Annotated in this window: 23 protein-coding genes and 1 pseudogene; 13 read left to right on the forward strand and 11 right to left on the reverse strand. The window is 60.7% G+C overall.

The annotated features are described in order from the left end of the window. Positions 1 to 31 precede the first annotated feature (31 nt). From NR193_RS07330 to NR193_RS07370, 9 genes are all read right to left on the reverse strand, one after another. Positions 32 to 160 carry a hypothetical protein gene (locus NR193_RS07330; RefSeq protein WP_256750200.1) on the reverse strand — a complete coding sequence of 43 codons (129 nt, stop codon included), beginning with the start codon at positions 158 to 160 and terminating at the stop codon, positions 32 to 34. A gap of 33 nt (positions 161 to 193) precedes the next feature. Beyond that, positions 194 to 1,237 carry an NAD(P)-dependent alcohol dehydrogenase gene (locus NR193_RS07335; RefSeq protein ID WP_111547135.1) on the reverse strand — a complete coding sequence of 348 codons (1,044 nt, stop codon included), beginning with the start codon at positions 1,235 to 1,237 and terminating at the stop codon, positions 194 to 196. Positions 1,238 to 1,275: 38 nt separating this feature from the next. Next, positions 1,276 to 2,907, reverse strand: coding sequence for a molecular chaperone GroEL (locus tag NR193_RS07340; RefSeq protein ID WP_256750201.1), 1,632 nt, complete (start codon positions 2,905 to 2,907; stop codon positions 1,276 to 1,278). A 77-nt stretch (positions 2,908 to 2,984) separates the two neighbouring features. Then, positions 2,985 to 3,782: an iron-sulfur cluster assembly protein gene (locus NR193_RS07345; RefSeq protein ID WP_256750202.1), complete on the reverse strand. Its 798-nt coding sequence runs from the start codon at positions 3,780 to 3,782 to the stop codon at positions 2,985 to 2,987. Positions 3,783 to 3,787: 5 nt separating this feature from the next. Continuing rightward, positions 3,788 to 4,810, reverse strand: a complete 1,023-nt coding sequence (locus tag NR193_RS07350; RefSeq protein ID WP_256750203.1) for an amidohydrolase family protein — start codon at positions 4,808 to 4,810, stop codon at positions 3,788 to 3,790. Positions 4,811 to 4,883: 73 nt separating this feature from the next. Further along, the gene (locus NR193_RS07355; RefSeq protein WP_091583801.1) at positions 4,884 to 5,255 is read right to left on the reverse strand and encodes an MmoB/DmpM family protein; all 372 of its coding nucleotides are present in this window, start codon (positions 5,253 to 5,255) and stop codon (positions 4,884 to 4,886) included. A 16-nt stretch (positions 5,256 to 5,271) separates the two neighbouring features. Further along, positions 5,272 to 6,330: an aromatic/alkene monooxygenase hydroxylase subunit beta gene (locus NR193_RS07360; protein WP_256750204.1), complete on the reverse strand. Its 1,059-nt coding sequence runs from the start codon at positions 6,328 to 6,330 to the stop codon at positions 5,272 to 5,274. 48 nt (positions 6,331 to 6,378) lie between these two features. Next, the gene (locus NR193_RS07365; protein ID WP_256750205.1) at positions 6,379 to 7,440 is read right to left on the reverse strand and encodes an NADH:ubiquinone reductase (Na(+)-transporting) subunit F; all 1,062 of its coding nucleotides are present in this window, start codon (positions 7,438 to 7,440) and stop codon (positions 6,379 to 6,381) included. 54 nt (positions 7,441 to 7,494) lie between these two features. Continuing rightward, positions 7,495 to 9,168: an aromatic/alkene/methane monooxygenase hydroxylase/oxygenase subunit alpha gene (locus tag NR193_RS07370; RefSeq protein WP_206077143.1), complete on the reverse strand. Its 1,674-nt coding sequence runs from the start codon at positions 9,166 to 9,168 to the stop codon at positions 7,495 to 7,497. Positions 9,169 to 9,725: 557 nt separating this feature from the next. Between NR193_RS07370 and NR193_RS07375 the strand changes: the two genes are divergently transcribed. From NR193_RS07375 to NR193_RS07390, 4 genes are read left to right on the forward strand one after another with little or no spacing between them, the layout of a single operon-like run. Next, positions 9,726 to 10,199 carry a hypothetical protein gene (locus tag NR193_RS07375; RefSeq protein WP_256750206.1) on the forward strand — a complete coding sequence of 158 codons (474 nt, stop codon included), beginning with the start codon at positions 9,726 to 9,728 and terminating at the stop codon, positions 10,197 to 10,199. Further along, on the forward strand, positions 10,196 to 10,519 hold the full coding sequence (locus NR193_RS07380; protein ID WP_256750207.1) for a hypothetical protein: 324 nt from the start codon (positions 10,196 to 10,198) through the stop codon (positions 10,517 to 10,519). Before NR193_RS07375 ends, NR193_RS07380 begins: the two co-directional genes overlap by 4 nt. Positions 10,520 to 10,532: 13 nt before the next feature. After that, on the forward strand, positions 10,533 to 11,660 hold the full coding sequence (locus NR193_RS07385) for a WD40 repeat domain-containing protein (RefSeq protein WP_256750208.1): 1,128 nt from the start codon (positions 10,533 to 10,535) through the stop codon (positions 11,658 to 11,660). Between the two features lie 32 nt (positions 11,661 to 11,692). Then, positions 11,693 to 11,866 carry a hypothetical protein gene (locus tag NR193_RS07390; RefSeq protein ID WP_256750209.1) on the forward strand — a complete coding sequence of 58 codons (174 nt, stop codon included), beginning with the start codon at positions 11,693 to 11,695 and terminating at the stop codon, positions 11,864 to 11,866. Positions 11,867 to 12,117: 251 nt separating this feature from the next. Here NR193_RS07390 and NR193_RS07395 read toward each other — a convergent pair whose 3' ends face one another. After that, a complete protein-coding gene (locus tag NR193_RS07395; protein WP_375162691.1) occupies positions 12,118 to 13,125 on the reverse strand; it encodes an NADP-dependent oxidoreductase in 1,008 nt (335 codons plus the stop codon). Positions 13,126 to 13,227: 102 nt separating this feature from the next. Between NR193_RS07395 and NR193_RS07400 the strand changes: the two genes are divergently transcribed. Next, positions 13,228 to 14,166: a LysR family transcriptional regulator gene (locus NR193_RS07400; protein ID WP_256750210.1), complete on the forward strand. Its 939-nt coding sequence runs from the start codon at positions 13,228 to 13,230 to the stop codon at positions 14,164 to 14,166. A gap of 222 nt (positions 14,167 to 14,388) precedes the next feature. Here NR193_RS07400 and NR193_RS07405 read toward each other — a convergent pair whose 3' ends face one another. Further along, positions 14,389 to 14,601: a hypothetical protein gene (locus tag NR193_RS07405; RefSeq protein ID WP_256750211.1), complete on the reverse strand. Its 213-nt coding sequence runs from the start codon at positions 14,599 to 14,601 to the stop codon at positions 14,389 to 14,391. A 628-nt stretch (positions 14,602 to 15,229) separates the two neighbouring features. Here NR193_RS07405 and NR193_RS07410 point away from each other — a divergent pair. The 8 genes and pseudogenes from NR193_RS07410 to NR193_RS07445 all read left to right on the forward strand — a co-directional run. After that, positions 15,230 to 16,915 (forward strand): EAL domain-containing protein, encoded by a 1,686-nt coding sequence (locus NR193_RS07410; protein ID WP_256750299.1) that lies wholly within the window; start codon positions 15,230 to 15,232, stop codon positions 16,913 to 16,915. A 176-nt stretch (positions 16,916 to 17,091) separates the two neighbouring features. Continuing rightward, on the forward strand, positions 17,092 to 17,613 hold the full coding sequence (locus NR193_RS07415; RefSeq protein ID WP_256750212.1) for a ubiquinone biosynthesis methyltransferase UbiE: 522 nt from the start codon (positions 17,092 to 17,094) through the stop codon (positions 17,611 to 17,613). Next, positions 17,610 to 18,788, forward strand: a complete 1,179-nt coding sequence (locus NR193_RS07420; RefSeq protein ID WP_256750213.1) for a class I SAM-dependent methyltransferase — start codon at positions 17,610 to 17,612, stop codon at positions 18,786 to 18,788. Before NR193_RS07415 ends, NR193_RS07420 begins: the two co-directional genes overlap by 4 nt. Then, complete coding sequence (locus NR193_RS07425; RefSeq protein WP_256750214.1) at positions 18,785 to 21,151, forward strand: SpoIIE family protein phosphatase; 2,367 nt, start codon at positions 18,785 to 18,787, stop codon at positions 21,149 to 21,151. Before NR193_RS07420 ends, NR193_RS07425 begins: the two co-directional genes overlap by 4 nt. 2 nt (positions 21,152 to 21,153) lie before the next feature. Further along, positions 21,154 to 21,714 (forward strand): ATP-binding protein, encoded by a 561-nt coding sequence (locus NR193_RS07430; protein ID WP_256750215.1) that lies wholly within the window; start codon positions 21,154 to 21,156, stop codon positions 21,712 to 21,714. Between the two features lie 18 nt (positions 21,715 to 21,732). Further along, positions 21,733 to 22,071 carry a hypothetical protein gene (locus NR193_RS07435; protein WP_256750216.1) on the forward strand — a complete coding sequence of 113 codons (339 nt, stop codon included), beginning with the start codon at positions 21,733 to 21,735 and terminating at the stop codon, positions 22,069 to 22,071. Between the two features lie 324 nt (positions 22,072 to 22,395). Next, on the forward strand, positions 22,396 to 22,572 hold the full coding sequence (locus NR193_RS07440) for a hypothetical protein (RefSeq protein ID WP_256750217.1): 177 nt from the start codon (positions 22,396 to 22,398) through the stop codon (positions 22,570 to 22,572). Between the two features lie 10 nt (positions 22,573 to 22,582). Next, positions 22,583 to 22,945: pseudogene (locus NR193_RS07445) on the forward strand (alcohol dehydrogenase catalytic domain-containing protein); the annotation flags it as partial. Positions 22,946 to 22,990: the final 45 nt, after the last annotated feature.

Below are 22,990 nucleotides of genomic sequence, written 5' to 3' on the forward strand. Positions count from 1 at the left end.
GGAGATGATCCGCTCTTCATGACGGCGCCGGTCACTTTCGCCGAGGGTAGCCGAGTATGTTGCTGATGATCCGCGAAATCACCACGGCGGCCGCGACCTTGATGATGCCGCCATAAGCGGCGGCACCAAGCAGAAAAAGAGCCGCGCCATGACGCGGCACGCCCGTTTCGTGCCGCGTTCAGTCCGGAGGCTTTCAGGGCACGATGACGCCACGTCCGGTGAACCGCCGGTTCTTGAAATCGTCGAGCGCGGTGTTGATGCTGGCGAGATTGTATTCGGTGTAGTGCATCTTCACCTTGCCGTCGGCGTTCAGCTCCATCAGTTCGACAAGCTCGGTGAAATTGCCGACCAGGCTGCCGCCGATGTTGATCTCCTCGATGACCAGATGCGCGGTCGGTACGTTGATGTTGCCGCCATAGCCGACGACGAACAGTTGCCCGCCCTTGCGCACCATCTTCCAGCAGATGTTCTCGACACCGAGTTCACCGACGAAGTCTATCACCACATGGGCGCCGCCGCCGGTGATCTGGCTGACCTCCTCGACGACATTCGGCCCGCCATCGAGGATGAAGTCGGCGCCAAGGTCCTTGGCCAGCACCCGCGCCGCCGGCTCGCGATCGACGGCGATGATGCGGCAACCCGAGATCGCATGCAGCGATTGCAGCGCGATATGGCCGAGCCCGCCAATGCCGAGCAGCACGCAATAACTCCCTGGCCGCAGCAGCTTCGCCGCCCGCTTGGCGGCGCGGTAGGCAGTGATGCCGGCATCGGCGAGCGGCGCCACCTCGATCGGCGTGATGTTGGCGTTCAGCTTGATCAGCGAACGCTCGCTGGTGATGAAATACTCGGCGAAGCCACCATTCATGCCAAGGCCGGGGAACTGGCCGTTGTCGCAATACATGTCCTCGCCGTGGCGGCAGTTGAGGCAGATGCCGCATGAGCGGAAGGGATGGCAGATCACGGCATCGCCGCGCTTGACCGACCTGACACCGCTGCCGACTTCCTCGACCCAACCGGCATTCTCGTGGCCCATGATGTAAGGCAACAGCGTGCCTTCGGGGTCCATTGTCGGCTTCCACACACCTTCGATGATGTGCAGGTCGGTGCGGCAGAGGCCGGCAGCCCCCACCCGCACGATCACCTCATCGGGAGCGGTGATCGTCGGCGCCTTGACCTCCTCGATCCTGAGCTGGACGTTCATCTTCGGGTCGTATTCGTACAGTCTGGCAGCTTTCATCGTCGTATCCCTTCAACGTCGAGATTGTCTGGATTGCTTCAGGCCCGGCCGAGCTTTTCGGAACCGCCGCCGCGCGCCGGCCCGGCCGTCGGATCCTCGTCCTCGGCAAGATCGCCAATCAGCGTTTCGGTGGTCAGGATCAGCGTCGCCACCGAAGCCGCGTTGGCGAGCGCCGTGTAGGTGACGCGGACCGGATCGATGATCCCAGCCTCGAACATGTTCTGATACGCACCGGTCGACGCGTTGTAGCCGTAGCCGCCATTGATGCGGGTGACCTCGACCACCACAGCTTCGGGATCGGCACCGGCATTGGCGGCGATGCGCCAGAGCGGGCGCGACAGAACCGACCGCACCAGGCGCACGCCCTCGGCGACATCGCCATCGACGCCAGCCGCCACCTTGTCGAGCAGCGGCGCGATCTGGGCAAGCGCCGAGCCGCCGCCGGCGACCACGCCCTCCTCCGAGGCTGCGCGCACCGCATTCAGCGAATCCTCGATGAGCTGGATGGTCCGCTTCTGCTCGACCGGCGTGACGCCGCCTGCATAAAGGATCGCGGTGCCGCCGGAGAGCTTGGCCAGGCGCTCGCGCAGCTTGTCCTGGTCGATGTTCGGCGGAGAAGCTTCATACTGCCGCTGCACCTGGGCGCGACGCGAGGCTATCGCCGCATGGTCGCCGCCGCCACGAATGATGGAGGTGTAGGACGAACTGGTCTTCACCCGGTCGGCCGTTCCGAGATCCTCGGCGGTGACATCCTCGAGCCGGCCGCCGAGATCGCGCGCGATCACCTTGCCGCCGGTGATGATGGCCAGGTCCTCCATCATCGCCTTGCGCCAATGGCCATATTCTGGCGGGTGGACCACGAGATATCTCCCCGGTCCCTGCTTGCCGAGCAGGGTCACCACCACTTCCGGCGACATTTCCTCGGACACGATCAACAGCGGCCGGCCAGCCTCGTCGGCGATGCGGCGAACCGCATCGAGTTGCCCGGGCTCCTTGATCTTGAGATCGGTCATCAGGATGTATGGCCGTTCGAGCACAGCCTCCATCTTCTCCTGATCGGTCACCATGTGATGGGAGAGGTAGCCGCGTTCGAAGGACATGCCCTCGACGACATCGAGCGTGGTCTCGGTGGTGACGCTGAAGTCGGTGGTGATGACGCCTTCGGCACCCACCCGCTGATGGGCTTCCGCCACCAGCGCGCCAAGCTTGCTGTTGGTCGCAGCGATGTTGGCGACCGACGCCAGGATGCCGTTGCCCTTGGCCGGCTTGGCTGAAGCCTTGAGTGCTGCCACCACCGCCGCCACGGCAAGGTCGATGCCCTTGCACAGATCGACGGATTTGGCGCCGCGCTCGTTCGCCTCGATGCCGCCCTGGATGAGCGCGTTGGCGAGCACGATGGCCGTCGTGGTGCCGTCGCCGGCGATCTCGTTGGTCTGCATCGACACTTCGCGGACGACTTGCGCGCCCATGTTTTCGAAACGGTCGTGCAGCTCGATCTCGGAGGCGATGCTGACGCCGTCGCGGGTCACCATCGGCGTGCCGATCGGCCGGTCGATCATGGCGTTCATGCCTTTGGGACCGAGCGTTGGCTCGACAGCGGCCGCAAGCCGGAAGACGCCACGGGCGAGCGCGCGGCGGGCCTCGGAATTGTGAAGCATTATCTTGGGCATGATTCCTCCTTCCGCCTTACGGGCGGGTTGTTGGTTGGGGGCCTCGTGCGAGGGAGGCCGTTGCTGTCAGCTCTGCTTCAGGCGATCGGCGCGGTCCTGGCCGGCACGCGATCCAGAATGAAATCGACCAGCGTCGGTTCGCCGTCGACCACATCCAGTTCCTTGTATCTGGTCTGCTTGAGCCCCCGGCACAGCGCGCCGTTGAACTCCATGTTGATGCGCACAGCGCGCAGTTCGGCGAGATGGGCGCTGAGTGCGTCAGCCGGTATGTGTTGCCCTTCCCAGGTCACGAAGACGGGATCATCCGCCCGCCGGTCGGGAAAGCGCTCGAGCAGGGCCGCCCGGTATCTGGGCTTCTGTTTGGCCGCCTCATCTGGCTCGAACCGCGCCACGTCGTATGCCGGCAGGTCCATGCCGAGGATTTCCCGATCGGTCAGGCCGTGCGCCTTGAGGCCGCGCAAAACCGCCTCCTGGCGCCGCTTGAATGCCTTCATCGCAAAGGTTTCGCGCAAGGCGCCGAGATCCTGATCCTCGGCAAGCATGGCAAAGATGTCGCCGAACGTCTTGCCGGATTCCATGCCGCGATTGACCTCTTCGGCGAACATGTGGTCGTGCAGCTTGACGCGATAGACCGGCGCCCAGGAGAGTTGGTCGAGCGCCTTGCGGACGCCGTCCAGCATCAGGAACGCAAAGTTGGGCGAGCACCAGTAGGTCGGCAAGCGGAAGTCTATCTCCACGCTGCCATCGCCCGTCACAGCGGCCCGCTCGACAAAGCCCATCTCGGTGACGGGTTCGTCGAGTTCCGGGTCGTTGACCTCACCAAGGCGCCGCCAGAGTTCCTTCTCGCGGCCGCCGGAAACGCTGGCGGTTGCCATGGCCCCTACTCCGCCGCGATGCTGAAGGGCGAACTGGCAAGCGCCTTCTTCTTGGCTTCGACGTCGATGTTGTAGAGACGCGCGGCGTTGAGGCCGAGGATCTTCTCCTTGATCTCGTCGGTCAGTTGCACACCACGTTCGGCGGCGATGTCCCCCGGGATCTGATAGGCCCAGAATTTCTCGACCAGCCAGCGCGGCGTCCAGATCGCGTAGTCGGAACCGAACAGGATCTTCTCCGGCCCGAGCCAGAACAGCAGCTCGGCGATGACCTCGCCGAAATAGCGCGGTCGCGCATGGATGAAGGGCAGCGCCACCGCCAACCCGCCATAGACATTGGTTTCCTGCGTCGCGATCCAGCAGAAGTCGTCGAGACGCGGCAGGCCGCAATGCTCGACGATCCAGTTGAGGTTCTGGAAATCGGTCGCCGCATGATCGACGTCATGGACGTCGAAGGCGTCCTTCGAGAGCGGGATGATTGTCGGGCCCTTGTGGACGTGGATGTTCTTGATGCCGAGCTTGTCGCAGAGTTCGAAGCATTTGTAGGCGTCGGGATCGGTGAGTTTCCAGCCCTTGGAAGCGCCGTTCCATTCGGCCGTGTACATCTTCACGCCCTTGACGTTGTAGGTCTCCTTGAGGAAGTGGATGTATTCCAGCGCCTTTTCGCCGTCGCGCGGATCGAAGGCGCCGTTGACGATGAAACGTTCGGGATATCGCTTGGCCACCTCGGCGTTGCGTTCGATCGTGTTGAAGCCGTTCTTGTAGAAGTCCTTGAGATAGGTCGACTGGACGATCGCCACATCATCGGGCCCGTCGATGAACAGGTCGCGATAGAGGTCGTCGGCGCTGTATTTCTCGAACTTGCTCTTCTCCCACAGCTGCTCCTTCGGGCTCAAGCCCGTGTGATAGGCATAGAAGCACTCGATGAACTGCTTGCCGTGGATATTCTTCTGGTTCTCCGGGCTGCCGTCCCAGAAATGGGTGTGGCCGTCGACCACGAAAATGTCCTTGCCTTCCGGTGTTCTGTACATTGTTGCCTCCGCAGCAATCGCGTTGATCGGTTCGGCGCGCCGCACCCGGCGGCGCGCCAGATTTGTTTCGCGGCTATTCGATGTACTCGAACATCTCGTCCATGTTGCCGAACAGGATCACGGTGTTGTCGTCGACGCGAACCATGCGGCCGTAATGGGTGGAGGTGTTGACCTCGAAGGTCTCGGCCGAAATCTCGCGGCCGAGATATTCGCCGATCGCGTCCATCTTGAAGATCAGCTTGCCGTCACCGTCGATACGGATCAGCGCCGGCTGGTAGGTGATGGTCACCCCCGGCTTCTGGCCCATGAATTCGGCGATGGCCCTGGCCTCGACCGAGTCGTTCATGGTGACGCCGCATTGGTGCGAAATCGTCTGCTCGAAGGTGATGTCCTTCATCGCCTTGAAGATGTTGGAATGGCTTGCGTCGCGTGCTGATAGTGACATGACGATTTCTCCTGTTTCAGCGCTTGAGGCCGAGTTCGCCGAGGATCTGGCCAATCCGCTCTTCGGATTTGGCGCGGACATCGGCGAATGCGACCGGCTTGGAATGCGGCATCGACCAGATCGGCTGCAGGCCGAGGGCTGCCTTGTCGGCGAGCGCGCCGTGTTTCTTGACCCAGCCTTGGAAGAGCTTGCGGTTGGCGGCGCCATGCTTCTCGTCATTGGCGAGCATGTGCATGAGGTCGATCGTGTTGGCGAGGTTGCGCTCATAGTCGGCCTCGGCCGCCGAAATCACAGCGGGCGTTATGAAGTCATGGTTGGCGGCGGCGATCTGCATCAGGAAGCCGGAGCGGAACACTTCGCCGACAAGCGGTTCGAAGACGATGTTGATGGCGAAATACTGCTCGAGATAGTCGGTCGCGCCCATGATGGTCTCGACCGCTTCGCGCGTGCCTTGCCAGTTCTTGTCCTCGAGCCAGGCCTTCTTGCCGAGCTCGTCGTCCCAGCCTGGCAGGTCCATGCCGATCTCGGCGAGGTAGAGCGTGATGTCCTGGGCGAGTCGCAGCTTGTAGGACGAGTTGGTCAGCGTCGCGTTGTTGATCATCTGGGTGTAGCCGTAACGCTGCGCCTGCATCAGCGATGTGCCGAGCCCGAATTCGGCATGTTTCCAGGCGCCGAGCTGCGTCTGCAGGATCTTGACCCAGGCCTTGTCGAAGGTCTTCGGGGTGCCCGACTTGCGCGCGTTGTTGATGACGCTCTGCACCATCGTCTCGATCTTCGACTGGCGCTGATAGTGCGTGCGCTCCCATTCCTGGTCAGGGGCGCGGAAGGCATGCCAGTTGGAGCTCTGCGCGGCGGTGTTCTGCTTGACATAGGCGCCCTTGCCGTCGGCGAACGAGATGATCCAGTCCTGGATCAGGTACCGTTCCGGGTCGGGCTGGACGTCGACCGTCATGTCCTCGTAGTGGGTGGCGCGCTGGCCTTTCGGGTCGAAATACCGGTATTTCCGGCTGTCGGAGTCGGCGAAGATTGCCGCGCCGGCGGCTCCTGATCCGACTGAACTCGAAGTTGCGGGCATAGTCTCTCTCCCTTGTTGCAGTTGTGGTTGGCTGGGCATGGCCGTCCCTCAATGGGCCGGCGTTGCACCTGCCGATGTGGTGAACTTGTCGAAGAAGATCCGCTCGGTCTCGAAGCCGTTCATGAACAGGACCGGCTGCAGCGCATCGATCATCGGCGGCGGGCCACAGGCATGGACATCGCCCTGCCCGTCGACCGCCAGTTGCTTCAGCTTGGCGTCGACACTCTGGTGCACGAAGCCACGTTCGCCTTGCCATTCGGCGTCGTCATTCGCGTGCGACAGCACGGGAATGAAGGTGACGTCGGAATGATTGCCGACCAGCTCGGCGATCCTGTCGAGATAGAACAGGTCGTTGCGGGTGCGGGCGCCGTAGAAGAAATAGACCGGACGTTTCTCGCCGCTCTTCAGGTGATCGTTGAGGATCGACCAGATCGGCGACATGCCCGATCCGGCGCCGACCAGGATCAGGGGTCCTTGCCGTTCGTCGCGGCGGAAACAGGTTCCGTAGGGCCCGACGACGGTGACTTCGGCTCCGGCTTTGATTCCTCCGGAATCGAGTTCTCCCGAGAACTTTCCCTCAGGGTATTTTTTGATGATGAAGGAAAGTTTTTGGGTTTGGTCCGGCGTATTTGCCATGGAGAACGAGCGCGTAATCGTCTCCCCTTTTTGCGTGGTAACCGTGATGTCGACATATTGCCCCGCCCAAAACTTCATCGGGGAGCCGAGTTCGATTTCGATGCCGCGAATGTCGTGGGTCAGCTGCTCGATCCGAGCAATCCGGCCCTTGTACGTTTTCACGGCGATCGCTTTCGCCAAAATCTCCTCGTCGTAGTTGAGAAGCTCGACTTCCAGGTCGGAGTAGGCGATGCAGCGGCACAACAGGACGTGGCCGCTTTCCTTCTCCATGTCGTTCAGTGCGAAGGTCGAATATTTCAACATGTCGACTTCGCCTTCGAGCAACACGCTTTTGCAGGCCGAGCATTGCCCTTCCTTGCAGCCATGCGGCAGCGCTATGCCCTGGCGGAACGCGGCGTTGAGTACCGTTTCGCCATGCTCGACGTCGAATTCGACGCCGACTGGGCTGAGCCTGACCGTGTGGGTTTCCGACATACGGACCTCCAGTGAAAGGAAGGGGCGGGACGAACCCGCCCCCCTTTGGCCTGATCAGTTGCAGGGGTTGATGGTGAAGCCCTTGGCATACTCCGCCAGGTGCTTCTCGCGGTCCGCGGGCGACATGGCCCGCAGTGCGTTGAGCGGCGATCCGAGCGTGTTGCCGCGCACGTCGTCGAGCGTCCACATCTCCTTGTCGTCGAAGCGCAGATGCGGCTGCGGAACCAGCGTCTTGCCGTCGGAACGGACGAAGTTCAGGTCCTTGATCGCATCGGCTAGGTCCCAGCCATCATAGAGCGTCTCCCACTCGCGCTTGCCGCTGAAGCGGCCCATCGCGGGCGTCGGCCGGCCCTGATACTCGTCGGCGAAGGCGACCGTTGCGGTCCACTTGTCGAGCTCGTGGGCGAAGGTATGGAGCTGACCGTCGATCTCGCCGACCACCATGTCCTCGCGGATCAGGCAGGGTACGAGGCAAGACCAGCAGCGGTGCGGATAGACGTAGCCGACGTCGCTGTTGAACAGCAGCACCTTCTCGCCCTTGTGGCTGAGCTTGGCGTACCATTTCCAGAAGTCGCCGAACTCTGCGTACCAGCCCGGATATTTGTGCTCGAACCACTCGAAGTCCTTGTCGGTCTGGGCTTCGATGCGCCAGAAATTGACCGGCCAACCGACCGCGAAGAACTGTCCGACCTTGTGAACATAGTTCTTCTTGGTGATGCGCTCCCAGGCCGCCTGGACGTCGTCGTGATGAACCTTGATGCCGTATTTCTCGAGCGGCAGCATGTAGGTGCGATAGTAGTCCTCATAGATCCAGCGGTGCCACATTTCCGCGTAGGACTCCTTGTTCTTGTCGCGGTTGGTGGTGCCGTATTCGATGAAGGTGCCGATGGCCGCATCGACGATCGCGTGGTTCTGCCAGAAGGCGTAACGCAGGTCGCGCTCGAGCAGCAGGTGATTTTCCGGCTCCTTGAGCGCCGCCATCAGCAGCGAGTGGCCGTTGCCGATATGCCGGCTCTCGTCGGACTGCACCGACAGGAAGACGGTGGGCAGCGCATAGTCGCCGTTGCGGGCGGCTTCCGAAGGCATGGCGACGAACAGCGTGTTGGTGAAGGCGGTCTCGGCCACCACGGTGAGGTACATGCATGCGGCGGTCATCGTATCGCCGGTGATGAAGCCTTCCGCGAACTGCCGGCCGATGGTGGTGGCGTAGCACTTTCCGAAGGCTTCCTCGGTGATGTCGAAGCCGGCCGGATCGATGTAGTTCTCCATGTACCATTTCTTCAAATTCATCTGGATCGTCGAGTGACGGAACTCGTCGATCATCTGCATGGTGAAGCCGGTCCGCAGTTCCTCGCCGGGCGCGATGCGGGCCACCATCGCCATCGAGCGGGCGGCGGAGATTTCCGGGAAGGGAATGATGGCCAGGAAGAGTTTCATCCACTCGACCCACCGCGGTTCCACATTGCGGAACATGTCACCACGCAACGCCGCGTCGAGCGCGCCGTAGACACGATTGTCCTTCTCTTCCTGCATCGGGAAGTACGACCGCAAAACCTGCTTCATCGGGTCGCGCGGCGTCTTGTTGATCTTGTAGTCGGTCGGAAACGTCATCGCTTCCTGGACGTAGGAAGGATTCCAGCCGAGATCGGCAATCTTCTTGGTCGCCTCGCCGACGGAGATTCCGCGTTGCGAGGTAATCTTGTTGAGCGTCAGAGACGTCATGGTCATAAGCCTCCACCAGGTTTGAGCCGCAGGTCCCTTGACCCCGGCATGAAGCGGCGAACAGCACCGCAAGTGAGAATGCGAACGGCATGACAAAGGGTTGCGCATCCGGGCGCGACTCATGGTCCGGCCATTCAAGTGGATCGCGGCAAAGGTTCTCGAGGCGTCTGGCAGGGACCGCGGCGCCAACCGCATGTGCGATGGGCGTATCGAAGCGGTTCTGCTTCCTCCGTTCCTTCGTTCTTTTGGCACCGCGTCAAAAGCGCGATGGGCTTCTTATGGAAATTTACAAAGCAAGCGCCGTGCCAGTTTCGAAACAGCGCTTGTGGCTGGCGTGCAAAACAACATCATCACTTCTTCAACAGGATATCCACCGCCCAACTGTAACGTTCTTTTACAGTTGTAACTTACGGCTGTAATATTTACCGTATATTCGCATATGCAACATATTTAGTTAGCAATCGCAGCAAATTTCAAAACTCATATTATCTGTTTAACTCTTCGCCTTTCTCTATTATTTGAAGGCAACAGCCCATCGACGGGCTTCGCGCTGGAGAAAGACCATGCCGAACGACAAGGACAGCCGAGGGTCATCCGAGCCGATGTCCAGCCATGCCGATGGCGTCACCGGCGATCTCGTCAAGCTGATGCCGCGCGACCTGGTCTTCGTCATGCGCTTCATGGGCGAGAGCCAGCACCGCCTGCAAAGCCATTTCCAGGACTTCATCCGGGCCGAGCTTGCCGCCGGCGGCGTCACCATGGAGACGCATCCGATGATCCATCTATTCATCGAGAACCATGCGATCCTGTTGCGCGACTTCGTGTTTGCCGGGGTTTCGCTGACGCGTCAGTTCCGGGTCGACGAGATCGAACGCCTGACCGGCGACACGACATCGATGATCCGCGTAGACATCTGGGACCAGCTGAAGAGCCACATCGAAACGGCCGAAAAACAGTTCCGGTCGCAGGCCGGCACGCTGCCCAAATTGCTGTCGGCTTTCGAAAAGCCGCAGGGATCCTCGGGGAGTGAAAAATGACCGAAGGATCCGAAACTGCTAGGCGTGACGCGCTGCTTGCTCGCCGGCTCAATCTCGTCTCCAGCGTCTCCGCCCTCACCGCGGAGGCGCTGCGGCTCAACCAGAAACGCGCCGGCATCGAAATGGAGATGCTGCGCCTGGAACTCGAAATCGGCAGAAGCGGCGCCAGCGCGCAACTGGTGCGGGATTTGCATGAGGCCGAGCAGAATGCAGCGACGATCATACAGGCATGCGCGGCTTGCGAGGATCGCATCGTCGCGGCCGAAGGTGATGTCGAGGACGTCGATCGCCGGCTGGCCGCAACGGCGGACGAGACCTGAAGGGAGAGACCGCATGAACCAGCAGACGATGCAGAACCTGACCTTGTTCGACCTTCTGGCCCGCGGCTGGCAGCGGCCGTCGGCGATCGCCGACCTGCGTTTCAATGCCGACGGTTCGGCTGTCGCTTTCACTTCGGTGGACGGAACCGTCGCCATTGCTGCGGTCGCAGATCACGAGCCGCCGGAAGCGCGGATCAGGGTGAGCAACGATCTCGGCCAGACGACGATCCGCCCCAGGGAAAAGGCGCCGGTGCCATTGATTGCCACGGGGGTATTCGGAGATGCCGATGTCCCGCTCGCCAGCTATGCGCATTCCGGCTTTCTGGTCGGCGCGGCAAGCGGCGAAGTGCTGCATCTGGCCCCCGGCGGTGACGTCGCAGCCTCCCTGGTCCGGATCGAGGGGCCAATCGTCGCCCTCGACCATAATAGCAGGGCGGACATGACGGCTGTCAGCAACGGGCATGATGTCTTCCTGTCGCACGGCCAGGACGACGCCACGCGATTGGGACGCGATGTGACATCGTCGACAGATGCACTTGCCTTCTCGCCAGGCGGGCGGCGACTTGCCTGCAGTCTTGGCGAAGGGCTGTCGATCTGGGCAATCGAAGGCGACGCTTCCTTGATACGCGAGATCCCCCTTGCCGCGCGCCCGATCTCGATCCGCTGGAGCAGAGACGGGACGTGGCTGGCCTGCGGGCTTGAAACCGGCGGCTTTGCGCTGGTCAGCCTGGCTGATGGCCGAGCAGACGTGGTCGCAGGGTTTCCATCGCCGGTCCGCACCGTGTGCTGGAGCCAACCGGGGAATGCGCTGTTTGCGTCCGGCGCCTTCCGGATCGCCGGCTGGTCGATGACTGCGCCACCGATTGGCGGCGAAACCTCGGGTGCGCTGGAGACAGGTCGCGCCGGGCTGGTCCTTGTCGAGACGGTGGCTGCACACCCGGAAAAGAAACTCGTCGCGGCCGGCTATGCCAACGGCCGGATCACCATCGCCCAGATAGGCGCGCTCGACGAACTGTTGGTCAGACCCCTGGGCGGTGCGATCACGGCGCTTGCCTGGTCGGGCGACGGACACCACCTGGCGGTAGGTTCCGTCGATGGCACCGCAGCCATCGTCACCTTTCCCGCGCAGATATTCAAATGACGGACGCAATCCGTATGAGACAGGAGGATGAAATGCAGACCGAACTCACAGCAGAGGACGAAAGCAAGGACGAATTTTTCGAACGGCTGGCCAAGCTGTCCGAAGAAATGGTGGCCAAGCACGGCAAGGATTTCAGCATGGGTGCATTGGTGCTCGCCGCCCGCTGGATCGCCGAAAACCGTGTCGGCCAGTTGAAGACCAACTAGGCCAACGAGACTGTCCGTTCCTCGGGCGACGAGGCGATCCTGTGGCGCAGGGCCGGCTTATGCCCCCGGCGCGACGTCATGGTCGCCGTCCCCGCGACCACTCTCTGACCGCTGAGACTCGAGGAAGCGGTTTCGGTGGCCAGGGTTGGCTGACGCAGACCGCCGTCCGTGGTCATCAACCCGCTTCTTTCATCACCTGTCACTTTCGCGGCGAGGCGCCAGCCAAAGGATGGTCCTTCACGCTTCAGCCTTCAGACCACGTTGAGCACGATCTTGCCTTGGATGTGCCCTTGGGCCGCCCGTTCATGCGCCTTGCGGGCGTCGGCAAGCGGATAGATACTGTCCAGGACGACGCGAATTGTCCCGTCATCGAGCAATCGGGCGACTTCCCTCAGCTGAGCCCCGCTCGAACGGACCTGGGTAGCCGAAACCGTGACGCCCAGCTTCTCGGCCTCCTCGGCGCCGGAGAAGCCCAGGGGGAACACTGGGAACAATGCGCCGCCGCGCTTCAGCGTGCGCAGGAACCGACCGGTGCTCGGTCCACCGAGGGCGTCGATGACAAGATCAATGTCATGCGTCACGTCCTCGGGAGCCGTTTTGGTGTAGTCGATGAATTCGTCAGCACCGAGCCCATGCAGAAGTGACTCATGTCTAGCCGAGGCCACGGCGATGACGTGCGCGCCTTTCAGTTTCGCTACTTGCACCGCGAAGTGCCCCACACCGCCCGCGGCGCCGTTTACCAGGACGGTCTTCCCCTCGAGCGGCACCGGCTCATGCTGGTTCGGCTGAAGCGGGTTCGGCTCATTATGCCCCAACTCTATCAGGAACTGCCACGCGGTGAGCAGCGACATCGGCGCTCCAGCGGCGTGAAGATGATCGATGCCGGCCGGCTTGAGCGCGACTTCCGACGCTGGCGCGCTGACGTACTCGGCATAAGCCTTGCTGTCCCCCGCAAGGCCCACGGGGAAGCGAACCATTGAATACACTTCGTCTCCGACGGAGAAGTTCTCAACATCGTCAGCGGTCGCCTCGACAACGCCCGATATGTCTGTTCCCGGAATGACGGGGAACGACACCTGCGGTTGCCACTCGGGAGGAAGCATCTTGTATCCGTCGCGCAGATACCAGTCGGGGGGATTGATACCGATCGCGTGAACGCGGACGAGCACCTCGCCCGCCTTCAGCTCAGGTTTCGGCGCATCCTCGTAGCACAGCACCTCGGGACCGCCGAATGCGTGTAATCGGATCGCCTTCATCATATCGCTCACCAGAATCTCCACGAGAACGCATCATTGCTCCCCGGTCATATATTCCGTCACTATGAGGTTGATAATTGCAGCTGATTTCGTTTCAATAATGCCATGAAGGAACAAATGGCTTTCGAACGACTGACCGGCTTGATCGCTTTCGCGCGCGCTGGGTCGATGGGAAGCTACACCGCTGCTGCCCGTTCCCTGTCGATCTCGCCCTCGGCCGTCAGCAAGAGCGTGCAGCGACTCGAGCAGCATCTGGGCATTTCGCTCTTCACCCGCACGACCCGCTCGTTGACGCTCACGCCAGAGGGCCGCGAGTTGCATGAGCGCGCGCTCAGATTGCTGCGCGATGCGGAAGAGATCGAGCAGGCGGCGATGACGGCGCGCTCCGAGCCGTCGGGCACCTTGCGGATAGCAGCGCCGCTGCCGATCGGCGTCCATGTGATAGCGCCCGCGCTGCCGGCGTTCCGCAAGCTCTACCCCAAGGTGATGGTCGATCTACGGCTGAACGACCAGATCGTGGATATCATCGAGCAAGGGATCGACATCGCGGTACGCATTGGCGACCTCGCGGACTCGCGGTTGTTGTCGCGCCGGCTCGCACCGCATCGGCTCTGTGCCTTCGCTTCGCCAGCCTATCTGGCAGCGCGTGGTACTCCGATGCACCCGGACGAACTGGAGGGGCACGACACCGTCAACCTCCGCTACCAGAGCACGGGCCAAGCTTTGCGCTGGCCTTTTCGGATCGGCGACCGGGTGATCGAGATCGTGCCGCCGTCCGGCGTCGTCGTCGACGTGAGCGATGCGCTGGTCGCGATACTCGCGTCCGGTGGCGGGATCGGCATCAGCGCGACCTTTATCGCGGCGCCCTATGTGGCGCGTGGCGAGTTGGTCCCGGTGCTGTCCGAATTCGCCGTCGAGCGGCACAATATCACCGCGCTCTGGCCGGAAAGCCGCCGCACCAACCCCGCAGTGCGGGCCTTCCTGACCCGGTTGCAAGAGGTCTTTCAAGAACGGATGAAGGCTGCGGCCGGACTGCCGGTCTGACCGCCCCTTTGAGAAAAGCAGAAAAGTACTGTCTGCATCGCTTGAGCGAGACGCCGTTCACCGGGTAAGAACCTGCGGCCGGTCTCCACTTTGACCCAGTCAGGCGCAAGACATCAAGGCCACAGGCCTCGAAGCGCACCCGTGCATTTATCAGTCAGTTGTGCGCCGACTCGGAATTCAAAACTGACCTCACCGGCAATGCTGCAGCCATAAGTGAGTGGCCTATTTCGAAAACAACAATGCAGTCGCCAGAAACCCAAGCGCAAATGTTGATGCCATTGAATAAGCGACCATCCCCACGGCGAGATAGGCATCAATGCCAGATCGCAGATGGCCGCCAATGGCACCGGTTGCCAAGAGCCAGCACGCTACCGCCAGCCCGATCAGTGCTCCAACAGCGAGATTCTTGATTAGAAACACTGCCAGCTGAGGCATCGGCTCCGCTCTCCTGAGAGTGACTCCAGAACAATCGGCCGCTTGCCTGGGCGTGATTGACCAGGTGCTAATAAACTCCAAACCATGGATCTGGTTGCCCCCGACTATCGATTTTTCATCTCGAAAAGTATCCGGGACTCACTCGAAACACTGGCAAGCGCACTGTATGGAATGGCGTCGTGCATTCGGTGCCAAGAAGCCAGGCACCTGCCTCGGAGGCCCCTCAGCGTAAGCTTTGGGGGATTGCCCGGAAAATGGCGGGGACGCCAATGGGTCGCCGGCTAGCTCACGAATGAAATAGTCGTCGGGGCTTGCGCTGAAGGCCACGCCGCCCCACGGACCAGAATATTTCCTGTCGCGCCCATCACGCCATCAATCATATAGCCAATTCCCGATTTATTAACCAAATGGGACTGTCAACCGTTATCGCCGCCAATCAAAGTGGAGCATGCATTGCAACTACGCCGAATGCGGCACTTGTTAAGACTGCAAGTGAAAGTTTGCCAAGCTTGACAGTTATGCTATTCCTGGACTGGGGGACGTGGATTCGCACCGCCTATGGAGGTGGCTCTTGCACCCAGAGGCATCAGGCGTCGGCACGGAGAGTGAGGGGCCTTCCTCAAGCGATATTCCACGTCCCGACGAAACGCTTCTCGCTGACCTTTTGGCGAACACGACTGAACTTTTGTCGTTCTATGACCGCGACTTCTGTCTGACGCACTACGCAATCAAGCTCAAAGGCGTGTACGGAAGCGCAGTGGCGCCGGGTGCAGCCGTTTGGGAGATCTACCCGAGCTTCCTCGATGCGAGGTATCGCGACGAATTTCTTCGTGTGTTCCACGGCGGCTCACCGGCAAGCATCGATTTGCCGCGATCATCCGGCGAAGCGCCGCGCTCCGCTTTCGTTTTCGCTACTGCAAATGGTGTGGGAATCATCGAATCAAGGGAGCGCGGCGGGCGGAGCGTAGCGGAGGAGCAAGAGCATGTCGTTCTGCTCCATCAGGCGACGCACGATGTGCTGACCGGACTGCAGAATCGGCGGCGATTTGGCGAGCGGCTGCAGCAAGCACTGGCAGCCCTCGGCGAACCAAAGCCGAAAGCCGCCCTGCTGCAGATCGACCTTGACGATTTCAAAGCGGTCAACGACACGCTCGGCCACGGAGCAGGCGATGCGCTTCTTCAGCTCGCGGCGGGTCGCATCCGCGACGCGCTGCAGGACGGCGAATCCGCGTACCGGTATGCCGGCGATGAGTTCGCTGTCATCCAATTGGGAAAGGAGCAGCCAGCAGAAGCTGAGCGCCTCGCCGGATTGCTGATCGACGCGTTCAAGGATCCGTTCATCATCAACGGCATTCCCGTCTTCGTCGGCGCGAGTATCGGAATTGCTTTCGGGCCGGAACACGGGACCGATGGCGAGCAGTTGATGAAAGCCGCTGACATTGCACTTTACGCAGCCAAGACAGATGGACGCGGTTGCGCTCGAACATTCAACCGTTCAATGCTGCTCTTGCTTGAGCAACGCGAGAATCTGAGGCGCAGCCTTCGAACCGCGCTGGAGCGGGGTGAGCTTTATCTGGAGTATCAGCCGCTCATTCGGCCTCCCTCGTCGGTGATCGGTTTCGAAGCGCTACTGCGGTGGCGGCACTCCGAGATCGGAATCATTCCCCCCGGCGTGTTCATACCGATCGCGGAAGCCGACGGTTTGATGGACGAGATTGGACGATGGGTGCTCGAGGAAGCCTGTCGCCAGGCATTGACCTGGCCTTCTTCGCTGACAGTCGCGGTGAACCTGTCGCCGGCTCAGTTCCTTGGCGGTTCGCTGACAGACACGGTTGCTCAGATCATCGACGCAGTCGGAATCCGAGCCGACAGACTTGAACTCGAGATAACCGAGACGGTTCTTCTTGAGAAGACGATCGACAATATCGACACATTAAATACTCTGAACGTATTGGGAATACGAATCTCGCTCGATGATTTTGGGACGTACTATTCGTCGTTGAGCTACCTTAAGAACTTTCCCTTCGACACGTTGAAGATAGATCAGTACTTCATTGCGGATCTGGAGACCGATCTCAAAAGCCAAACGATCGTGCGATCGATCATAAATCTGGCACACGGCCTGGGAATAAGCGTCACTGCCGAGGGGGTCGAGACGTCGGCACAGGCACGATGGCTTATCAAGGAAAATTGCGATTGCTTGCAAGGTAATTTCCTGGGACGGCCGCTCGGAGCCGAGGCAACCAACGATTTTATCAGGCGGTCCCCGCTGAGGGTGGTACGATCGGCGGAGGAAACAAATCGGGCGGTCTAGCGCCCTGCACCCTTTGTTAACGATGAAGTGGAGATTCGTAGAAACGACCAAGACAGATACCGCGCAATCCTTCGAGTCGGTGCGAGACTGACTCATGACGGGCGCGGTGAAATTTTCCGCCTCGGAGGTCATCGCCCCACCAGGGCTCAATACTGACGGAACAAGGGAGGATGCCGATGGGACCTGTTCAACATGACCTGGCTGGCGAGCCGACTTTTGAGCCCATGATCCAGATCGACATGGAAATTAAAGGTTTCGTCTCCGCCTGGAGACACTGCGATTATGTCTCGACATACATGGCCCGCATGATCAGTCAAAATAGATCAGACTCGGTCCGGCATTCAAATCTCTTTTCCTCTGCCTTCAACGAACTGCTGGAAGTCGCGTTTCGTACCCGCCATGCCGACGGCGAACTGGCATGCAGGGTGTCTCGCCATGGCGCGACGGACAGGATCGAGTTGACATTCCCCTGCGTGCCGGAGGAGCGCCAATTCTACGAAGAGGCCGTGTCGCAAGTCGCGGGAACGGAGGCCAGGGAGCGATACCTTAGTTCGGTGTCTGGGGATCTCGCGCCCAGCCGGGAGATCGTACTCCTGGAACTGGCTGTCGACTACAACGCGACACTCAGGATCGAGGAAGCCGACGGCGATGCGATCAGGCTCGTCGTGGATCTTCCGCTTGAGGGCCTGCAACATTGAGCCCTTACGACCTTCTCCCACGCTTCAAGGCGCAATACGACGCCAACAACCAGGAGTTCTCCATATCCGGGGTGGTCCGGCCTCAGGCGATCGATGAGCTTGGGCCCAGCATCGCATTGCTTCGTGACGCGATCGGCCGCGTGCGGGGCGTTCTCTACGTCAATGTCAGACGCCTGACGCAGATGAACAATGCTGCATTTCACGCCTTTTCGAGGATCATCATCGACGCCTGCCGCGCTCGACCCGATCTCAAATTCGTCATCATCACGTCAAGCGTCGTCGGATGGACCTCGCGAAAATTTGGCCGCTTGAGCGGAATCGAACCGAACATCACGGTCGAGGAGTATGACAGCGAATTCTATCCGGGGCAGGGCTTCCTCGAGGAAGGCGGGTTCGTACCGATCCTGCGCTCACAGACGAAGATGACCTGGCGCCACGAGCGCGCAATCTTGCCAAGACACGGCATGAGGCAGGGGATCGTCATGGCCGACATCTGTTGCGGGATCGGTGATTTCGCCGTGCTCGTGCAGAAGGAGTTCCAGCCATCGCGGATCGTCGCCCTCGACCATTCCACATCAAGCCTGAACTACGCTCGACAGGTGATGCGAGAGTTCGATATCCGGGGAATCGAATATACTTATGGCGATGCGTCGGAGATGCTGCTCGACGAAGCGCAGTTCGACCTGGTGACCTGCCGGCATTCCCTTCAGATCTTCAATCGGCCTGAGCTCATCCTCAAGGAGCTCTACCGCATTTGCAAGCCGGGGGGGCGGGTCTACATCACCAATGAGAAGAATTCGCATTGCCTCGGCGAGCCGCGCGCCGAAAGCATTCGTTGGACCTACAACGAGGTGGCGAAGCTGTTCGGGCATTTCGAGATGGACGTCGAACTTGGGCCCAAGAGCCGGCGATATCTGATGGAAGCCGGATTCGAAGACATCCGTGTCGAGACCTTCATGGTCACTAACCTGGACGGCGATCCGCAGGATTTCGCCGATGTCATTGCGGCCTGGGAGGATGTCTATGCGGGCGAGATGGCGACCAGGCGCGGCGATGGAGCGGAGTTCGTCGCACGGTTCCGGCAGGGCTTCCAGGACCACATTTTCGCTGCGCTCCACCCCAAGGGTTATGCGGGTTGGCCGATCTGGGTCGCATCGGGGCGAAGGCCGCAATGACCGCCGACAATGAACCTGCACCGCGCTTCGGCCTGCGCTCCTTTCGAGCGAAATTCGTATTGGTCGTTGGCGGCGCCGTACTGTTCGACCTCCTGCTGAGCGGTGGTCTGGCGCTTTGGAACGTCCAAAAGCTGTCGCGCGACGCCACATCGGAAGTCGGTGAGGGCCTGACGACCGCAAACCAGGAGTACATTCGTTCCTATGCCCAATCGACGGCGTTGAGCGTCGACCTGCTTCTCGATCGGGTTCATGGCGACGTCAAGGCGCTGGCTGGCGTGCTGCAGGCCCAGATCGACGATCCGACGAGGCAGCAACAGGTCGGAGCGACGCTTTCGCATGAAGCGCCCGGCTCCGTGAAGGTCGTCTATGACGCGCAGGGAGATTGGGCGCAGAACCTGCCGGGCGCCCCTTCGGTGGTAAGCGTCTGGGGCTACCTGCTGGGTGCCGACCACACTCCGCTGCCGAGCGTTCAGAAGGAAATAGAAGACAGTACCGTGATCGATCTCGTCGCGCCGACCCTCATGGCCAGCGGGTCGTCCAAACTGCAGATGTACTATATTGGCCCAAAAGAACGGCCGATCTTCAGGACGGTTCCGTATACGGACCAGGCACAGACCTTCGACAAGCTCTATCCGGGCCACAACAAGGCGGAGTTCTGGGAGTTCTTCTTTCCGGGGATCTATGGTTCATGGCAGCAATGGGCCGCGGATCCAGCCTCTCGTCCCGTCCCTGACAACATTACCCAGACAGCGCCTTACACCGATGCAATCACGGGAAAGCTGATCGTGAGCTTCTTCCACCCGCTGTGGACGCGCGATCGCACCGGTGTCGCCGGCACTGCGGGGGCGGACATCACTCTCGACCAGCTCGCGGAAGTCGTCGAACGTGTGAAGATCGCTGAAACCGGGTTCGGCTTCCTCACGATGTCGACTGGCAACGTGGTGGCGATCAATCCGTCGGGCCAGGCGATCATCGGCCTGACTTCATCAAGCGATGCAGGCACGCAAGGCGTCACCGGCCTGGAGAGGTCCCTGCGGGGAAGTACGCAGCCGGCAATCGCGTCGCTGCCTCTCGACCAGAACAATGACGGCGTCATTCAGCATATCATGCTCGACAACAAGGGCGAGCGCGTACCCTACATCGTCGTCCTCAAGAGATTGAAACCGACCAATCTGTGGAGTTCGGGACCGATCAAGTCCGAAACGATGTCAGTCGGGATCATCGTTCCCGAACGGGAGATCTACGCGTCCCTGTTCGCCGCGCAGGAGAGTATTTCGCGCGCAACCAATCGTATCCTGCTCTTTCAGATCGGTGCGATCATCGTTTCGCTTCTGATTGTTTTCGCGGCCGTGCTCGGAATTTCGAAGCGGATCACCGCAGGCCTCAGGGCGCTTGCCGGCGCTGCCCAGCGGCTCCAGACCAAGGACTATTCAGTCCGCGTGAGCATTCCGACGCGCGACGAGGTTGGAGCGGCAGGGATCGCTTTCAACCGCATGGCTGAGCAGATCAGCTTTCACACGGAAAACCTCGAGCAACTCGTCGACGAACGAACCAGGGAGCTCGGGGACGCCAATCAGCAGATTTCCGCACTCAACGAAAAGCTGCGGGACGAGAACGTCCGCCTCGGCGCCGAGCTCGCGGTTGCCAGGCAGATCCAGTTGATGGTCCTGCCGAAACCATTCGAACTCGATGCGATTCCGGGGCTGGAGATCGCAGCCTACATGCGGCCGGCCGATGAGGTCGGCGGTGACTACTACGACGTCCTGCAGAACGGGTCACGGGTCAAGATCGGCATCGGCGACGTGACCGGTCATGGTCTCGAGAGCGGCGTGCTGATGCTGATGGTCCAATCCGTCGCACGCGCGTTGCAGGAGACCAACGAGGGGGATCCGCACCAGTTTCTGGACCGGCTGAACAGAGCGATCTACAAGAACATCGAGCGGACGAACACCGGCAAGCATCTCTCGCTGGCGTTTCTTGACTTCGAGGATGAGCGGGTAACGCTATCCGGCCAGCATGAGGACGTTCTCGTCGTGCGTGCGGGCGGGGAAGTCGAACGCATCGATACGATTGATCTGGGTCTGCCGGTTGGCCTGGAGAATGACATTTCGAAGTTCATCGACACGCGTGACATCCTGTTCGAGAGTGGCGACGTGATCGTGCTGCACACCGACGGTGTGACCGAGGCGGAGGACCAGGACAAAAGGCTATTCGGGTTCGAGCGCCTCTGCCAGAGCGCCAAAAAACGCTACGGCGGGAGCGCCGAGGAAATCAAGACCGGGATCATCGAGGATCTAATGGCCCATATCGGAGTCCAGAAGATCTACGACGACATCACCCTCGTGATCATAAGGCACAGATAGGAATGACAACGCTGTTCGGGACCCCTGACATTGCAATCGGGATGAAGGAGAGCGTCAGTCGCGTGCGGCTGTTCGACGGACCTCTCGACTTGAGTTGGCGTCATTGTGCCACGACCTCGGACTTCATCGCCGATCTTTTCGCGTTGCGCTTCCGGTCGTCCCGCAATGACTACATGGAAGTGCGGCACAGCATCGGATATCTGGTCAACGAACTCATCGAGAACGCCGTCAAGTTTCGCGCACCGGGTGAGATCGTGATCGAGGCGTCGATGGATTCGGAGTGCTTCAAGCTCAAGGTGTCGAATGACGTCGATGGGGAAAACGCGTCCGAGTTCAAAAGCCTCCTGGCGGACATCACGGTTGGCGACCCCAGAGACCTGCTGATACAGAAAATTGAAGCGAATGCCGCGAACCCCGACGTGTCAGGCTCCGGACTCGGATTGCTGACGTTGATGAGCGACTATGGCGCGCGCCTGGCCTGGATATTCAGCTCGGCCGAAGAAAGCGATCGGATTTGCCTGGAGACATATGCCTCCATTCCAATCTCGCAAACGCACAACTAGAAGAAACGAAGCCAGGCCATGGAAATCAAGACAGACGACTACCGCGTGTGGAATGAGGGAAGCGATATTTTCTTCGACGGCGCAATGCGGCTTGCCAGTTCCGAAGCCGGTGCGCCCATCACCGCTTTGGCGACCAGCGTTCTTGCCTCAAATCCCACTTCCATTACGCTCAATCTGAAAGACCTTCACTTTCTCAACTCTTCCGGCATCAACCTGCTGGCGAAATTCACCATCGAGGTGCGCAAGCATCCCGATGTTCGACTCGTCGTGCGTGGAACGCCCGACATACCCTGGCAATCGAAATCATTGCCGAACCTGAAGAAGCTGCATCCCGCTCTGGTGCTTTTGATGGACTGACCAGGTCCCCCGAAATGGGCCAAGGACTGCGTGGGCTGGCGACAATCCTGGATGGCACAGGCCAGTCGGGACGGCGCAAGAGCGCCGCACCGAGCGAGATATGTACGCCAGGATAAGTATTAGGATGCGAAGGTAACGACAACTCGGCCTCGTTCGTAGATGTTCGGCATGGCTTGGTGGGGGCTCGGCACAGGCGGCGGGCGTTCCAGTTGGGGGGATGTCAGGCTGCCTGTGCCGATCTGCCGCCGCTTGACGGTCAAAATCAGCGTCATTGAGTAAGCGAGCCAAGGTCAGCTCCTGGGCAAAAACCTGCGTGGAGTCATCGTGGCCCGCGTTCACGATGGGCAACGCGAAGGCGATATCGCCCCGAGCCTGGACGCGGAAGCAATCGCCGAATTTCTGATCGTCAACATTGCCGGCATCCGGATCGTGGGACGCGGCGGCGCCGACCGCGCGGCGCTGGCCAGCCTGACCGAGATGGCGCTGAGGGCGCCGCGGTAACGCCCCTTTTTTCATGGATATCGGTGTGCGACGGGGCATGGCCTAGGCCAATGTTCCCAACTCCAAGATTCTTGGCGTCGAAGGTGTCGGGCGGGTCCCGAAGGTGAGGGCTGGCGTCGAGGGCATCGAACCCGGCCAGCGTGTCCTCGCCTGGGCCTATGCGCCTGGAATCTATGCGGAACGGATTGCAATCCCTGCTACAGCGCTGGTGCCGGTTCCCGACAGGATCAACGATGGCGTAGCCGCATCCGTGATGATGCAGGGTCTCCCCGCCCCCCATTTCGCGACCGATTTCTATCCAACTCAGCCAGGAAACGTCGCCTTTGTCGACGCGGCCGCGGGTGGCGTCGGGCTGCTGCTGACCCAGATCCTGCTGGCGTTTTCCAGCGGCATTTGAACCCCTCCGAAATGGTTGAAG

Source organism: Mesorhizobium sp. Mes31 (assembly GCF_024519675.1).
Classification (GTDB): domain Bacteria; phylum Pseudomonadota; class Alphaproteobacteria; order Rhizobiales; family Rhizobiaceae; genus Mesorhizobium.

Coding starts and splice junctions, on each gene's coding strand:
- NR193_RS07385 (WP_256750208.1), top strand. CDS start 10,533: ATGAACCAGCAGACGATGCAGAACCTGACCTTGTTCGACCTTCTGGCC.
- NR193_RS07335 (WP_111547135.1), bottom strand. CDS start 1,237: ATGAAAGCTGCCAGACTGTACGAATACGACCCGAAGATGAACGTCCAG.
- NR193_RS07350 (WP_256750203.1), bottom strand. CDS start 4,810: ATGTACAGAACACCGGAAGGCAAGGACATTTTCGTGGTCGACGGCCAC.
- NR193_RS07415 (WP_256750212.1), top strand. CDS start 17,092: ATGGGACCTGTTCAACATGACCTGGCTGGCGAGCCGACTTTTGAGCCC.
- NR193_RS07380 (WP_256750207.1), top strand. CDS start 10,196: ATGACCGAAGGATCCGAAACTGCTAGGCGTGACGCGCTGCTTGCTCGC.
- NR193_RS07360 (WP_256750204.1), bottom strand. CDS start 6,330: ATGCCCGCAACTTCGAGTTCAGTCGGATCAGGAGCCGCCGGCGCGGCA.
- NR193_RS07395 (WP_375162691.1), bottom strand. CDS start 13,125: ATGATGAAGGCGATCCGATTACACGCATTCGGCGGTCCCGAGGTGCTG.
- NR193_RS07405 (WP_256750211.1), bottom strand. CDS start 14,601: ATGCCTCAGCTGGCAGTGTTTCTAATCAAGAATCTCGCTGTTGGAGCA.
- NR193_RS07400 (WP_256750210.1), top strand. CDS start 13,228: ATGAAGGAACAAATGGCTTTCGAACGACTGACCGGCTTGATCGCTTTC.
- NR193_RS07370 (WP_206077143.1), bottom strand. CDS start 9,168: ATGACCATGACGTCTCTGACGCTCAACAAGATTACCTCGCAACGCGGA.
- NR193_RS07355 (WP_091583801.1), bottom strand. CDS start 5,255: ATGTCACTATCAGCACGCGACGCAAGCCATTCCAACATCTTCAAGGCG.
- NR193_RS07345 (WP_256750202.1), bottom strand. CDS start 3,782: ATGGCAACCGCCAGCGTTTCCGGCGGCCGCGAGAAGGAACTCTGGCGG.
- NR193_RS07435 (WP_256750216.1), top strand. CDS start 21,733: ATGGAAATCAAGACAGACGACTACCGCGTGTGGAATGAGGGAAGCGAT.
- NR193_RS07390 (WP_256750209.1), top strand. CDS start 11,693: ATGCAGACCGAACTCACAGCAGAGGACGAAAGCAAGGACGAATTTTTC.
- NR193_RS07425 (WP_256750214.1), top strand. CDS start 18,785: ATGACCGCCGACAATGAACCTGCACCGCGCTTCGGCCTGCGCTCCTTT.
- NR193_RS07375 (WP_256750206.1), top strand. CDS start 9,726: ATGCCGAACGACAAGGACAGCCGAGGGTCATCCGAGCCGATGTCCAGC.
- NR193_RS07365 (WP_256750205.1), bottom strand. CDS start 7,440: ATGTCGGAAACCCACACGGTCAGGCTCAGCCCAGTCGGCGTCGAATTC.
- NR193_RS07430 (WP_256750215.1), top strand. CDS start 21,154: ATGACAACGCTGTTCGGGACCCCTGACATTGCAATCGGGATGAAGGAG.
- NR193_RS07340 (WP_256750201.1), bottom strand. CDS start 2,907: ATGCCCAAGATAATGCTTCACAATTCCGAGGCCCGCCGCGCGCTCGCC.